Raw genomic sequence first — 13,749 nt, forward strand, 5'->3', positions numbered from 1 at the left:
CTATAGGTAGACAGACACAACAATGGAGGTGAACCGTGGGCGTGCTCGACCTGGCGCGGACACAGTTCGCGGTTACGGGAAGCATCCACTTCCTGTTCGTCGTGCTGACGCTGGGCCTGGCCCCGATCATCGCGATCATGCACACCCGGCACGCCGTGACCGGCAGGCCCGAGCACGAGCGCGCCACCCGCTTCTGGGGTCAGATCTACGTGACCAACTACGCGCTCGGCATCTTCACCGGCCTGGTGATGGAGTTCCAGTTCGGGCTGAGCTGGAGTGGCCTGTCCGAGTACGCGGGAGACGTCTTCGGCGCCCCCCTGGCGATCGAGACGCTCGGCGCCTTCTTCATCGAGTCCACCTTCCTCGGCCTGTGGATCTTCGGCTGGAACAGGCTGAACCGGTGGGCGCACCTGGCGTGCATCTGGATGGTGACGCTGACCGCCTACGTCTCCGCCTTCTGGATCATGGCCGCGAACTCGTTCCTGCAGAACCCGGTGGGGGCCGTCGAGCGCGGCGGCCGTCTGGTGCTGACCGACTTCGGCGCGCTGCTGAGCAACCCGGCGCTGGTCAACTCGCTCCCCCACGTGGTCGGCGCCGGTCTGTGGGCCGCGGGCTCCGTGGTCATGGGGGCCTCCGCCTACCAGCTGTTCCGCCGGACCCCCGAGCGGGAGTTCTTCACCTCCGCCCTCCGCACGGGCCTGCTCGTCGCCTTCTGCGGGTCGCTGGTCACGGTCGCCTTCGGCTACGCCCAGTTCGGCTCGATCGGCCTCTACCAGCCGGACAAGTTCCGCGTCCCGCTGGCCGGGGTCGCCCTGGCGGCCATGATGGGGATCGGACAGCTGGTGCAGTTCCTCCTGCTCCTGCTGGCGCCCCTGACCTACTGGCTGCCGCGCTGGCGCTGGGCGCAGCCGCTGCTGGTGATCCTCACCCCGGCGCCGTTCCTGGCCGCGATCTGCGGCTGGCTGGCCCGGGAGGTCGGCCGCCAGCCGTGGCTGATCAACGGCAGGCTCACCGTCGCCGACGCCATGTCCCACGGCCTCACACCGGGCATGGTCACCGTCTCCCTCGTCGGGTTCACCGGGGTGCTCGGCCTGCTGGCCGTCACCGACTACCTCCTGATCGCCGGAACCGTACGGCGCGGCCCCGGCACCGTCGCCCTCGGCGCGGACGACGAACCCGCCCCCGCCGTTCTCGAACACGCGCTCAGCCACTAGACATCCCGCCACGGAAGGTGAGGAATCCATGGACGTCCTCTGGCTGGGCGTGCTCGCCCTGCTGCTGATCGGCTACTTCGCCCTGGAGGGGTTCGACATCGGCCTCGGCATGCTACTGCCCGTGCTCGGCCGTACCCAGCGGGACCGTGACACGATCGTCTCGGCCATGGCCCCGTTCGTGCTGGCCAACGAGGTGTGGCTGGTCGCCGTCGCGGGCGTGCTCTTCGGCGCCTTCCCCGAGGTCGAGGGACGGGTGCTGTACGGTCTCTACCCGCTGGTCGTCACCCTGCTGATCTCGTGGATCCTGCGCGACGCGGGCCTGTGGTTCCGCCGCCGTCTCGACGGGACGGGCTGGCGGGCCGCCTGGGACTGGGCCGTCTGCGCCGGATCGTACGGCCTGGCGCTGAGCTGGGGCATGATCCTGGCCTCGATCGCCCAGGGCCTGCCGGAGTCGCCCTCCCCGCTCGCCGGGATCGCCTGCGTCGCCGTCGTCGCCGGGGCGTTCGCCTTCCACGGCTGGACCTTCGCCTCCTGGGCGCTGCCGGGACGGGTCACCGGGAGGAGCCGCCGCGGCGGGGCACTGTTGGTCTCGGCGTGCGCCGCCGCCCTGCCCGCCGCGGTGCCGCTGGCCGCACTGGCGCCGTGGCTGCTCGAACACGCCGCGCCCGAGGGCACGCTGGGTGTGCTCAGTCTCATAATCGCGCCTTTGACGCCGGTCATGGCGGGTGCGCAAGTATGGACATGGCGCACGTTCGGTCCCAAGCGTGCGGCCGGTCGGTTGCCGTCGTTCTTCTAGGGTTCACATGCACAAGGATCTCCTTCGGCTGGTCCGCGGCGAGCGGGCGGTCCGCCGCCACCTGGCGGTCTGCCTGGCCGCCGCGGTCGTGGCCGGGCTGCTCGTGCTGGTCCAGGCGGAGGTGCTGTCCGGGGTGCTCTCCGGCCGCTTCGCCCCCGCCGCGCTGACCGTGCTCGCGCTCGTCGTCGGCGCCCGCGCCCTGCTCGGCCTGGTTCAGGGGGTGGCCGCGGGGCACACGAGCACCGGTGTGAAGACGGCGCTGCGCCACCGGCTGCTGTCGCGGCTGCGGGAGCTCGGCCCGGCCGGTCTCGCCTCACGCCGCTCGGGCGAGCTGGTCACGCTGGCCGGTCGCGGCCTGGACGCCCTCGACCCCTACCTGTCCGGTTACCTGCCCGCGGCCGCGGTCGCGGCCGCCGTGCCGGTCGCCGTGCTGGTACGGCTGTTCGCGGCCGACCTGACCAGCGCGGTGATCGTGCTCGTCACGCTGCCCCTCATCCCGCTGTTCGGCGCGCTGGTGGGGATGCGCACCAAGGAGGTCACCGAACGGCAGTGGCGGGCGCTGGCCCATCTCGGCGGGCACTTCCTCGACGTGGTCAGGGGCCTGCCCACGCTGCGCGCCTTCGGCAGGGCCCGCTACCAGGCCGAGGTGATCGGCCGGGTGGCCCAGGAGCACCGGGAGGCCACGATGCGCACCCTGCGGGTGGCCTTCCTGTCGTCGCTGGTGCTCGAACTGGCCGCGTCGCTCTCCCTGGCGCTGGTCGCCGTCCCGGTCGGGCTGCGGCTGCTGTCCGGGTCGATGGAACTGCCCACGGCGCTGCTGGTGCTGCTGCTCGCCCCGGAGGCGTACCTGCCGCTGCGCACCATGGGCAACAGGTTCCACGCCGCGATGGAGGGGGTCGCCGCCGCCGACGAGGCGTTCGCCGTCCTGGACGGCCAGGCGTCCGCCCCCGCCGTACGGGACGCCCCGGCCGGGGCGGCGGACCGGGCCGGGGGCCGCGCGCCGGAGATCCGCCTGGAGAACGTCACCGTGCGCTACCCGGGCCGGCAGGAGGCGGCGCTGGAGAACGTCTCGCTGACCATCGCACCGGGTGAGCGGGTCGCGCTGGTCGGCGAGAGCGGGGCGGGCAAGAGCACCCTGCTGCACCTGCTGCTCGGCTTCGTCGTCCCGGACAGCGGGCGCGTCCTGATCGACGGCGTGGCCCTCACCGCCGACGACGCCTGGCGGGAACGGCTGGCGTTCGTGCCGCAGCGCCCCCACCTGTTCGCCGTCTCGGTCGCCGACAACGTCCGCCTCGGCTTCCCCGGCGCCACGATCGAGGAGGTACGGCGGGCGGCCGGGGCCGCGCACGCCGACGAGTTCGTGACGGCGCTGCCCGAGGGCTACGAGACGGTGCTCGGCGAACGCGGCGCGAACCTGTCCGCCGGGCAGCGGCAGCGGGTCGCGCTCGCCCGCGCCTTCTGCCGCCCCGGCACCGACCTGCTGCTCCTCGACGAACCGACCGCGCGGCTCGACGGCCGCAGCGAGGCGGCGATCGTGGCCGCGACCGGTGAGCTGGCCGAGGGACGAACCGCGGTGATCGTGGCGCACCGGCCCGCGATGATCGACCTGGCCGACCGGGTGATCCGGCTGGCCGAGGGGCGTGTGGTCTCCGCCGAACTGATCGGAGGGTCCCGATGACGGGCGTCAAGGACATGAGGGGCCGCACGGCCCTGGCGATCTCCTCGGGCGCGGCGGCCGAACTGGCCGGGCTCGGGCTGATCGGGTCCGCGGCCTGGCTGATCACCAGGGCCGCCGAGCACCCCCCGCTGGCCGCGCTGAGCGTGGCGATCGTCGGCGTCAGGGCCTTCGCGACCACCAAGGGCGTCTTCAGGTACGGCGAGCGCCTGGCCGGGCACGACGTCGCGCTGCGGGCGCAGGCGGCGACCAGGCAGCGGCTCTACCGGGCGCTCATCCCGGCGGGGCCGCGTGACCGGCGGGGAGCCGACCTGCTCAGCCGGATGGTCGACGACACCGACGCGGCGCAGGACCTGCTGGTCCGCTGCCTGCTGCCTGCGGCGGCCGCTGTGGTGACCGGGGTCGCCGCGGTCGTGCTGGGGCTGTTCCTGTTGCCCGCCGCGGCGTCGGCTCTGCTGGCCGGGCTGCTGGTCGCCGGGGTGCTGATCCCGGCGGGTACGGCCGCCGCCGCCCGGCGCTGGTCGGCGCGGATCGCGCCCGCGCGGGCGGAGCTGGCGGCCCGGGTCGCCGACCTGGTCCACGGCGCGGCCGACCTGGCCGCCTACGGGGCGGGAGGGCGCGCGCTGGCCGCCTGCGCCGAGGCCGACGCCCGGCTGGGCGCGCTGGAACGCCGCCAGGCCAGGGCCAACGCGGTCGCCGCCGCCCTCGGCACGCTCACGCAGGGCCTGACCGTGCTGGCGGTCGTCTGGATCGCCGGAGGCTCGCAGGCGGGCCGGGTCGCCACGACGGTTCTCGCGCTGGTCTCGCTGGTCGCCTTCGAGCCGGTGCTGCCGATGGCCGCGGCGGCGGAGCGGCTGACCGGGGTGCTCGCCGCCCTGCGCCGGTTGCGGGAGGTCCGCGCGACCCCGCCCGCCGTCGCCGAGCCGGTGAGCCCCGCCCCCGTGCCCGAGGAGCCGCCGACCGTGGAGATCCGCGACCTCGTGGTCCGGCACGGCCCCGGTCTGCCCGTGGCGCTCGACGGCGTCAGCCTGACCCTCACCCCGGGCAGGCGGGTCGCCCTGGTCGGCCCGAGCGGCGCGGGCAAGAGCACCCTGCTTTCGGCCCTGATGCGGCTGGTGGAACCCGAGTCCGGCACGATCCTGCTGAACGGGACCGACCTCGGGAAGATGACCTCCGACGACGCCAGGCGGGTCATGACGGGACTGACCCAGGACCCCTACGTGTTCCGGACGACGCTGCGGGACAACCTGCGCCTGGCCGGGCCGGAGGCGGACCAGGACGAGCTGGCCGAGGCCGTACGGCGGGCCAGGCTCGACCGGTGGGTCGAGCGGACCGGCTGGGACACCATGCTCGGGGAGGACGGGCGGACGGTCTCCGGCGGCCAGCTCCAGCGGCTTGCGCTGGCCAGGGCGCTGCTGAACGACCCTCCTGTGCTGCTGCTGGACGAGCCCGCCGAATCACTGGACGAGGCCACCGCGGACGCGCTCATGGCCGACCTGCTCGACGCCACGCGGGGCCGTACGACACTGCTGGTCACCCATCGGCTGCGCGGGCTCGAAGGGGTCGACGAGATCGTCGTGCTGGAGAACGGGGCGGTCGCGCAGCGGGGAACCCACGAGGAGCTGGTCGGGGCGCCCGGCTACTACCGTGACCTGTGGCGCTCCGAGGCGCTGACCGCCGGGCGCTGACCCGTGTTCCCCGGCCGGGCTCTCGTCCGGGGCACGAGGCCGCGGCCCGGATTTCCCGATCAGGAGCACAGGGGCTCCCGGGATGCCGGAAGCCGTCCGAGGCGGGCGGGCGGGAAACGGATGCGCCGCCGGGGTCCGCAGCGTCCCCGGCGGCGCATCGGCTCTGGGCGAGGCTACTGCCCGGTCTTCTCGACGAGGGTCGCGGTGGCGGTCTGGGGCTTGCCGTCGCGGAGGTAGGTGATGGTCACCTTGTCCCCCGGCTTGAGCCCCCTGATCGCGCCGACCACCGTCGCGCCGTCGTCGACCGGCGTCTCGTTGATCTTGGTGATCAGGTCGCCCTGCCTGATCCCCGCCTGGGCGGCCGGGCTGCCGTCGGTGACCTGGTTGACCAGGGCCCCGGCCACGTCGCCGGTCGCGTCGGCGAGGCTGACGCCCAGGAAGGCGTGGCTGACCTTGCCGGTGTCGATGAGCTGCTTGGCGACCTGCTTGGCGGTGTTGATCGGGATGGCGAAGCCGACACCGATGTTGCCCTCGCCGCCGTTGGTGGCGATGGCGCTGTTGATGCCGACCACCTCTCCGGCCGCGTTGACCAGGGCACCGCCCGAGTTGCCGGGGTTGATCGCCGCGTCGGTCTGGATGGCCCCGCCGATGGTCGTCGTTCCGCCGCCCTGCTGTTGCTGCTGCATGCCGCCCCAGCCCGGCGGGAGCTGCTGTCGCTGCTCGCCGCCGACGGTCACCGTACGGTTCAGGGCGCTGACGATGCCCGCGGTGACCGAGCCGGACAGGCCCAGCGGACTGCCGATGGCGAGCACCGAGTCGCCCACCCTGACCTTGTCGCTGTCACCGATCGTGGCCTTGGTCAGGTTGGAGACGTTCTCCGCCCGGATGACGGCGAGGTCGGTCGCCGGGTCGGTCCCGACGACCCTGGCGGAGGCGGTCTTGCCGTCGCTGAACTTGACGGTCATCGAGCCGTTCGTCCCCACCTGGCCGCCCAGCGTGACCACGTGGTTGTTGGTCAGGATGAGGCCGTCGGCCGAGAGCAGCACGCCCGATCCGTCGCCGCTGCCGTTGGCGCTCTTGACCTCGATGGAGACCACCGAGGGCTGGACCGCCTTGGCCACGTCGGCGACCGTGGCGAAGCTGCCGACCTGGCGCACCTCGGCCGAGGGGGAGACGGACGAGGCCGTGACCGTGCCGGCCCCGGCGATCGAGGTCGCGATGAAGGCCCCCGCGACTCCACCTCCCACGGCCATCGCGGCCAGCGCCAGACCGGCCCCCAGCTTCTGCCTGCCGGTGAGCGACCCCCGCTGGGCGGGAATCTGCAGGGACTCCGCCGCGTCCGGAACCGGGTGGATCAGCGTCGGCTGCAGCCCGGTGTCCCGGCCCTCCGAGTAACCTCCGACACGCGGCGGCACCTTGCCGAACTGGCTCCATCCTTCGTTCTCGTGGGTCGCCTCGGCCGGGGTGCTTTCCTGCTCATTCTTGTTCGGGTCCATGTCTTCCCCCACGTCCTGCATCCGCTCGTGGACTGTCGGAGCGGCGACCGGCGGTTCCGGTACACCAGAACGATGCCTGACAGGACGTAAGCGCAGCTTAAGAGGATGATCGGAGCCCCTTCCCTTCTCTCACGCCCCCTTTATCCGCCGTGCTCAGAGGCGGTCGGCCGGAGGAAGGATCATGGAAAAAACATCCGGACCGGGCCCGTGCAGGGGACCGGCCGAATGACAGGCCGCCCCAGGCTTGACCCCTTTTGTTGTCCTTCCGGCCGCCAGGAAGGCTCCCGGCGGCCGGAACGTGATCGAGCCCGGCCCGGCCGCGCCCCGGACGAATCGCATCGGCCCGCCCCGGGTGAGGGCTCCGGGGCGGGCCGGAAACCGTCGGCGGGCTCCTGCGAACGCGCCCAGGAAGCCGGTGCCCGCGCGAGGCGTCCGCCGTCCTAGACGTCCGCCGAAGGCTCCTGCCGGTGGAGTCGATGCCGTTCCACGCCCTCCGCCACGAGAGCCACCAGCACCGCCACATCGGGGATCGTCCTGACCTGACGGGAAATGGCCGGTCTGCCGAAGCCGGTCCAAATACGTAATCGCACTCGTGCACGTTCGAGGCCGGTGATCTCCGACCAGCGTACGAGCCGGTCGCCGTCACGCACGCCCTCGGCGGTGACAGTGATCGGACCGAAGGTGGAGCTGCCTGTTTCGGCGATTTCCATCGCTCTGCGCGGATAGCTGATCTCCGACATGTAGTGCTCGATGGCCGCCGTGAGCTCCTCGTCCCGGGCGTAGGGGGGTCTGGCCAGGTTCAGCTTCCCGCCGTTCTTCAGCATCAGGATGCACCGCTCGACGTCCTGGGAACCGCCGCGTTGATAGACCCGGGTCGTCCACTTTCGTACGTAGGCCACGTCCTCCCAGGCGATCAGACGCTTCAGGACGGCGTCCCCCGTCGTGAGCAGCAACCCGTTGGAGCACAGGTACAACCGCCTGCGGGCCTTCAGCCAGAGGGGCGGGACGCAGAGCAGGGCCAGCCCGAGGGCCACGGCACCCATCACCCTGCCGACATCGTCACCGAACAGAATCCCCGGTGCTCCGAGGAGCGTGAGAACGACGACAATTCCCGCTTCCGCCAGGACCGACTGACGGAAACAGTCAACGATCTCACCCAGGCCGGTCTCATCGACGATCTCGATGATTTTCGGCGGGTAATCCGGCACCAGAATTCGCCTCCCGAAATCATGCCATCGACACTTCCCCTTCTATTTGGCCACGAATTCACCGGGTTCGCGTATTTGGGAGAAAGAAAACGACGCCGACCCTGTGGCCTGGGCGCCCAGGTGCCGCTCGTGGCCCGCTCTGACGAGAACGAAAATCCAGGTGACCGGACAGGAGAAGCCCCAGGAATGACGAATCCGTGAACACCGCGGACCCGGAGCCCTTTACGGACGCCCAATCGCATTGACGAAGACCGGCGGAAACGACCGGCCCTTTCCCGCGCCCTCCTGTCGACGGCCCGGGAGACGCTCAACCACGTGGAAAATTGGCGGCGGCTCCGGCGGAGATCTCCCGAAGGCCCGCCGGCCTTGCCGGGACTCACCAACGCGCCACTCCGACCGCCCCGGCCATCAGCCGGAACGACGGTTCCCAAACAGGTAGCGCCGTGGGCGGGAGGAACGGATCCCTCCGGCGTCGCCGTGGCACGGCCGGGCGGGGACGCCGGAGGGAGGGCGGGTCAGACCGTGTACCTGCAGATCAGCGCCTGGCTGCCGCCCTGGGCGTAACCGGCGGAGACGTAGGTGGGGTGGAAGTGGGCGCACGCGGCGGAGGCGCTCCCGCTCCCCGTGTAGGTCGTGCCGCCGGTGTTGTTCCAGCGGTAGCAGCCAAGACCGCCGTTGTAGAAGCCGATGGTGGAGTAGGGGTTGACCTGGGCCGCGCAGTACTCCCCGAGCGAGAGCGGGCTGTAGACGACTTCGAGGACCGCCGCCTGGGCGGGGGTGGCGGAGACGGCGAGCGCGCCGAAGCAGGCGAGCGCGGCGGTGGCGAGCGCGACGAAACGGCGGGGCATGAGGACCTCCAGAGTCCGGGAAAGCCGGGCGGAACGGGGAGGAGCCGGCGAAGCATGGGGGAACACATCGCCGGACGAGGGAGGTTCCGCGCGACGGGGACACGCTGCGTTGATCACAGTATTGAATAGGAAACTTTCCTATGCAATGGGTGTCGATGCGCGGCCACGCCTTTCCCCTGCGAAAAGGCCGCCCGGAGAGGCCCTGGTCACGAAATGGCCCGGACAGGCCGCAAACGCGACGCCGGGCACCGCGATCGGTGCCCGGCGTCATGTCCGCACCGCCTCGCCGTTCGCCGTACCGGTCTCCGGACGGCCGAGGCGCTGGCGGACGGTCGTCGTGTTACTTCGGGAGTTTGGCCCGGTGCTCGGGGCACAGCAGGACGACGGCCGCGCCCGCGATGTAGCCGGACGTCTCGGCGCCGAACTCGTCGGTGACCGGGCTGCTCAGCGTGACCTGGATGAGGTTCTTGCCGGTGTCGAGCGCGCCGCAGACGTCCTTGCCGAGCTGCACCAGCCTGCTGGAGGCGACGCCGCTCAGCTCCTTGCGCTGCCGCACGGTCTTCAGGAACAGGTCCTCCTTCTCGTCCTGGGAGAAGGAGAAGGAGGAGGAGGCGGTCGGGGCCGGCTCGTCCTCGTCGGGGTCGTCGGAGGAGGACTCGTCCGTGGGGTCGGGGGACGGCTCGTCCGTGGACAGGGACGACTCGGTCGGCCGGGGGGTCTCGGGGGCGTTCGTGACCAGCGCGACCGAGGAGCCGCTGTTGCGGTTGAAGAGGTAGACCGCGCCACCGGCCGCGACGATCAGGACCGCCACCACGGCGACCACGGCGATCACGACCCCCTTGCCGCCGCCCCCCGAGGGCGGCGGGGGCGGGCCCGGCTGCCAGCCGGGAGGAGGCCCCATGGGAGGAGGTTGCTGCCAGCCCTGGGGCGGCCCCTGCTGGGGGTACGGCGTCGTCGGCTGCTGGCCGTACGGTGAGCCCTGCTGCGGCCCCTGCTGGTAGGGACCCTGCTGCGGCTGGTACGGCGGTTGGGGCGGCGCCGGCGGCCACTGCTGGGGCCCACCCTGCGGATACGGCTGGGGCCCGTCCTGTGGATACGGCTGCTGCGGAGGATGCACGTGCGCACCATACGGCGTACCCCTGACATTTCGCCGGAGAATGCCCCGGAATACCGGCGATAGATGCACAAAAGAGACAGCCGCCGGGGACGGTCAGAAGGTGAAGCCCTCGCCGGTCCTTCCCGGTCCGTGCGCCCTGTCCAGCTCGGCGCCCAGGCCGGGCACGAGACGTTCGAGGACCTCGTGCCACTCACGGTGGCGGCCCGGGTGTTCCACCAGCGCGCCGCATGTCCTGCAGGCAGGGGGCTGGGATTGCGTCATGTCGAGATCCCTCCGGTAGACGTCCGGCACCTCGGACCCGTCACCTGCCCCGGCAGAGCGATCCGGAACCGTGTCCCGCCGATCGCCCGCGCCGTGCCGTACGGCGTCGCGACCGTGAGCTCACAGGGCCGCAGAGGTCACCGGGACTTCGAGGGCTTCAGAGGTCGACGTCCCGGGAGGCGAGCGCGCCGAGCGGCACCTCACCGGCCGGGGTCACCACGACCTTCCTGCCCGGCTCCTCGTACCCGTGCTCGGTCAGCCACATCAGGATGCCGATCCCCAGGTCGTCGAAGGTGACCGGGGAGTCCGGCGAGAAGATGTCCTCCCCCTTCTCCCCGGCGTCCCCCTCGACGATCGACAGGGTGTATGTGGTCATGGCGTCCCCCGCTGCAGTCTCGTCCCTACCGGGGTCCATACCCAGGCGGGAGCCCGTGGGCTCCCGCCGTCACCCGGGTCAGTTCGCGGGGATGACCGCCCCCTTGTAGGTCTGCTCGATGAACTGCTTCACCTCGGGACCGGCCAGCAGCTTGGCGAGCTTGACCACCTGCGGGTCGTGCTCGTGTCCCTCGGCGACCACCAGGCCGTTGACGTAGGGGTTGTCCTGGGCCTTCTCCAGCACCAGCGCGTTCTGCGCGGGGTTGAGGCCCGCCTCAAGGGCGTAGTTGCCGTTGATGACGGCGGCGTCCACGTCCTCAAGGGAGCGGGGCAGCTGCGCGGCCTCAAGCGGCTGGAACTTCAGGCTCTTGGGGTTGCCGGTGACGTCGCGCTCCGTCGCGGCGGTTCCCGCCCCCTCCTTGAGGGTGATCACGCCGTTGTCGGCGAGCAGCTTCAGCGCCCGGCCGAGGTTGGTCGCGTCGTTGGGCACGGCCACGGTCCCGTTCTGCGGCAGGTCGCCGACCTTGGTGATCTTCTTGGAGTAGAGGCCGAGCGGCTCCAGGTGGACCGGCTGCAGGAAGACCAGCTTGGTGCCCTTGGAGGCGTTGAAGTCGTCCAGGTAGGGCTTGTGCTGGAAGAAGTTGGCGCCGAGCCGCCCCTCGCTGAGCTGCACGTTCGGCTGGACGTAGTCGGTGAACTCGACGATCTCCAGGTTCAGGCCCTCCTTGGCGGCGAGCTTGTCCTTGACGAACTTCAGGATCTGCGCGTGCGGGACGGGGCTGGCGCCGACCTTGAGCACCTCGGCCGCGGGACCGGACGGATCCTTGGCCCCGGCGGCTCCGGCGTCCGCGGCGGGCCCGGAGGAGCCGCAGGCCGCCAGCGAGACGACCAGGGCCGTGACGGCGGAGGCGATTCCTAGGAATTTACGCATTGTGCGCTCCTTTTGGGTGTGGAAAACCAGGGCTCCCGCTTGTGACGGGGTCCCGGGGGGAGTGGGAGGGATCAGCCGCGTTGCAGGCGGCGGGCGACGGTGTCGCCCAGGGTCTGCACGAGCTGGACGATGACGACCAGCACCACGACGGTGATCACCATGAGGGTGGTCTCGAAACGCTGGTAGCCGTAGCGGATCGCCAGGTCGCCGAGCCCGCCGCCGCCGATCGCCCCGGCCATCGCCGAGTAGGAGATCAATGCGACCACGGTCACCGTGAGCCCCGCGACCAGGCCCGGCATCGCCTCGGGAAGCAGGACCTTGCCGATGATCGTCGTACGGCTGGCGCCCATCGCGTGGGCCGCCTGCACCTTGTCGGAGCCCACCTCACGCAGCGAGGTCTCCACCAGCCTGGCGAAGAACGGCGCCGCGCCCAGGGTGAGGGGGACGACGGTCGCGGCGGTGCCGATGGTCGTGCCCACGATCATCCGGGTCAGCGGGATCACCGCGATCATCAGGATGATGAACGGCAGTGAGCGCCCGACGTTGACGACCAGCGCGAGCACCCGGTTCAGCGGCCAGGAGGGCAACAGCCCGCCTCGGTCGCTGACGACGAGGGCGACACCGAGCGGCAGGCCGAGCAGCGCGGTGAACAGGGTCGACCACAGGACCATCTGGACGGTCTGCCAGGTGTTCTCCCACAGCAGGGGGGCCATCTCGTCCCAGGTCATGCCTTCTCCTCCAGCGTTACGGGCGCGTTCACCGGGCTCTCCTCGACCAGCAGGCCGCGACCGGTCAGGTAGGCCAGGGCCTCGGCGCGCTGGGCGCCGCCCAGGCGCAGGCGCAGGCGCCCCGTGGACAGCCCGGCGACCTGCTCCAGCGCTCCGCCGAGGATGTTGACGTCCACGTCGAACGTGCGCGCCACCTGGGAGACCACGGGCTCGTCGGCCTGCCCGGTGAAGGTGATCGTGACGTCGCCCGGCTCCGCGGGGGGCAGGGGGAACAGTTCGGCGGCGAGCCGGGACCCCGGCGTGGCCAACAGTTCGGGGATGGTCCCCGACTCCTCGATCCTGCCGTGGCGCATGATGGCGGCCGAGTCGCAGATCGTCTTGACGACGTTCATCTCGTGGGTGATCAGCAGGATCGTCAGGCCGAGTTCCCGGTTGAGGCTCTTGAGCAGGGCCAGGATCGACTGGGTCGTGCCCGGGTCGAGCGCGGAGGTCGCCTCGTCGGACAGCAGCACGGCGGGGTTGCCCGCCAGTGCCCTGGCGATCCCGACGCGCTGTTTCTGGCCGCCGGAGAGCTGGGCGGGATGGGCCTTCGCCTTGTCCGCGAGCCCGACCAGTTCGAGCAGTTCGGTCACCCGCCTGGCTCGTTCGGCCCTGCCGGTGCCCATGACCTCAAGCGGGAAGGCCACGTTGCCCGCGACCGTGCGGGAGGACAGCAGGGCGAAGTGCTGGTGGACCATGCCGATCCGCTGCCTGGCCCGGCGCAGCCGGGCCTCCCCGAGCGCGGTCAGCTCCTGCCCCGCCACGGTCACGGTGCCCTCGGTCGGGCGTTCGAGGAGGTTGACGCAGCGCAGCAGGGTGCTCTTGCCCGCACCGCTCTGGCCGAGCACGCCGAAGATCTCGCCCTCGCGGACGTGGAGGTCGACGCGCTCCACGGCGGTCACCTCACGGCCCCGGTCGCGGTAGACCTTGCGCAGGCCTGACACATCAATCACAGCTGTTCCCCAACATGAACGGGTCCTCGAAAGGTTCTACGACGGGTTCCACGGCGGGGAGGGAGCTAGCGCGTGCCGGGGTCGAAGGGCAGGTGGCACAGGCGGCGCAGGACGAGATGGTCCGCGGGGCAGGTCATGGTCTCGGGCCTTCGTGAGGACGGGCGGGCGAAGCTAGTGCTTGAAGCGCATACAGCTCGGAACACACATGTGGGGCATCCCGCACATGTGCTCGCCGAGGGAGACGGCCCGGCCCTGCGGGGTCGCGTCTGCCTGGTTCGCCACGTTCACGTCTGCCTCAACACGGGGTCGGCCTACCCGGATTCCCGGTATTTCATGTGATCCCTATCACCCCCATAGGGGAATTCGCCGTCCGGACACGGCGAACGGCCCGCCCCTCCGGTGAGGAGGGACGGGCCGTGC

General features: G+C 71.4%; 13 protein-coding genes. 4 read left to right on the plus strand and 9 right to left on the minus strand.

The window, feature by feature from the left end:
* The first annotated feature begins 35 nt into the window (after positions 1 to 35).
* Genes ACFOYY_RS12370 through cydC form a run of 4 tightly spaced genes read left to right on the plus strand, consistent with a single transcriptional unit; the run spans position 36 to position 5,373 of the window.
* Positions 36 to 1,214, plus strand: coding sequence for a cytochrome ubiquinol oxidase subunit I (locus ACFOYY_RS12370; RefSeq protein ID WP_362916751.1), 1,179 nt, complete (start codon positions 36 to 38; stop codon positions 1,212 to 1,214).
* 28 nt (positions 1,215 to 1,242) lie between these two features.
* Positions 1,243 to 2,010, plus strand: a complete 768-nt coding sequence (locus ACFOYY_RS12375; RefSeq protein ID WP_386189847.1) for a cytochrome d ubiquinol oxidase subunit II — start codon at positions 1,243 to 1,245, stop codon at positions 2,008 to 2,010.
* Positions 2,011 to 2,017: 7 nt separating this feature from the next.
* Positions 2,018 to 3,688 (plus strand): thiol reductant ABC exporter subunit CydD, encoded by a 1,671-nt coding sequence (cydD, locus tag ACFOYY_RS12380; protein ID WP_386189848.1) that lies wholly within the window; start codon positions 2,018 to 2,020, stop codon positions 3,686 to 3,688.
* Positions 3,685 to 5,373 carry a thiol reductant ABC exporter subunit CydC gene (gene cydC, locus ACFOYY_RS12385; RefSeq protein ID WP_386189849.1) on the plus strand — a complete coding sequence of 563 codons (1,689 nt, stop codon included), beginning with the start codon at positions 3,685 to 3,687 and terminating at the stop codon, positions 5,371 to 5,373. Before cydD ends, cydC begins: the two co-directional genes overlap by 4 nt.
* Before the next feature lie 173 nt (positions 5,374 to 5,546).
* On the opposite strand, the gene ACFOYY_RS12390 is transcribed toward cydC, so the two are convergent.
* From ACFOYY_RS12390 to ACFOYY_RS12430, 9 genes are all read right to left on the minus strand, one after another.
* On the minus strand, positions 5,547 to 6,869 hold the full coding sequence (locus ACFOYY_RS12390) for a S1C family serine protease (RefSeq protein ID WP_386189850.1): 1,323 nt from the start codon (positions 6,867 to 6,869) through the stop codon (positions 5,547 to 5,549).
* Positions 6,870 to 7,309: 440 nt separating this feature from the next.
* Positions 7,310 to 8,077 carry a DUF6585 family protein gene (locus ACFOYY_RS12395; RefSeq protein ID WP_386189851.1) on the minus strand — a complete coding sequence of 256 codons (768 nt, stop codon included), beginning with the start codon at positions 8,075 to 8,077 and terminating at the stop codon, positions 7,310 to 7,312.
* 515 nt (positions 8,078 to 8,592) lie between these two features.
* On the minus strand, positions 8,593 to 8,925 hold the full coding sequence (locus tag ACFOYY_RS12400) for a hypothetical protein (protein WP_362916763.1): 333 nt from the start codon (positions 8,923 to 8,925) through the stop codon (positions 8,593 to 8,595).
* Between the two features lie 340 nt (positions 8,926 to 9,265).
* Positions 9,266 to 10,042 (minus strand): DUF732 domain-containing protein, encoded by a 777-nt coding sequence (locus ACFOYY_RS12405; RefSeq protein ID WP_386189852.1) that lies wholly within the window; start codon positions 10,040 to 10,042, stop codon positions 9,266 to 9,268.
* Positions 10,043 to 10,135: 93 nt separating this feature from the next.
* Positions 10,136 to 10,303, minus strand: coding sequence for a hypothetical protein (locus ACFOYY_RS12410; RefSeq protein WP_352009247.1), 168 nt, complete (start codon positions 10,301 to 10,303; stop codon positions 10,136 to 10,138).
* Between the two features lie 157 nt (positions 10,304 to 10,460).
* Positions 10,461 to 10,679 (minus strand): hypothetical protein, encoded by a 219-nt coding sequence (locus tag ACFOYY_RS12415; RefSeq protein ID WP_352009246.1) that lies wholly within the window; start codon positions 10,677 to 10,679, stop codon positions 10,461 to 10,463.
* Between the two features lie 78 nt (positions 10,680 to 10,757).
* Positions 10,758 to 11,609, minus strand: coding sequence for a MetQ/NlpA family ABC transporter substrate-binding protein (locus ACFOYY_RS12420; protein WP_386189853.1), 852 nt, complete (start codon positions 11,607 to 11,609; stop codon positions 10,758 to 10,760).
* A 71-nt stretch (positions 11,610 to 11,680) separates the two neighbouring features.
* Entirely contained in the window at positions 11,681 to 12,337 is a 657-nt protein-coding gene (locus ACFOYY_RS12425) for a methionine ABC transporter permease (protein WP_386189854.1), read from the minus strand.
* Positions 12,334 to 13,329 (minus strand): methionine ABC transporter ATP-binding protein, encoded by a 996-nt coding sequence (locus ACFOYY_RS12430; protein WP_352009243.1) that lies wholly within the window; start codon positions 13,327 to 13,329, stop codon positions 12,334 to 12,336. The genes ACFOYY_RS12425 and ACFOYY_RS12430 overlap by 4 nt, the downstream gene beginning before the upstream one ends.
* Between the last annotated feature and the right edge of the window lie 420 nt (positions 13,330 to 13,749).

Origin of the sequence: Streptosporangium jomthongense (genome assembly GCF_042650425.1) — a bacterium.
Taxonomy (GTDB): domain Bacteria; phylum Actinomycetota; class Actinomycetes; order Streptosporangiales; family Streptosporangiaceae; genus Streptosporangium.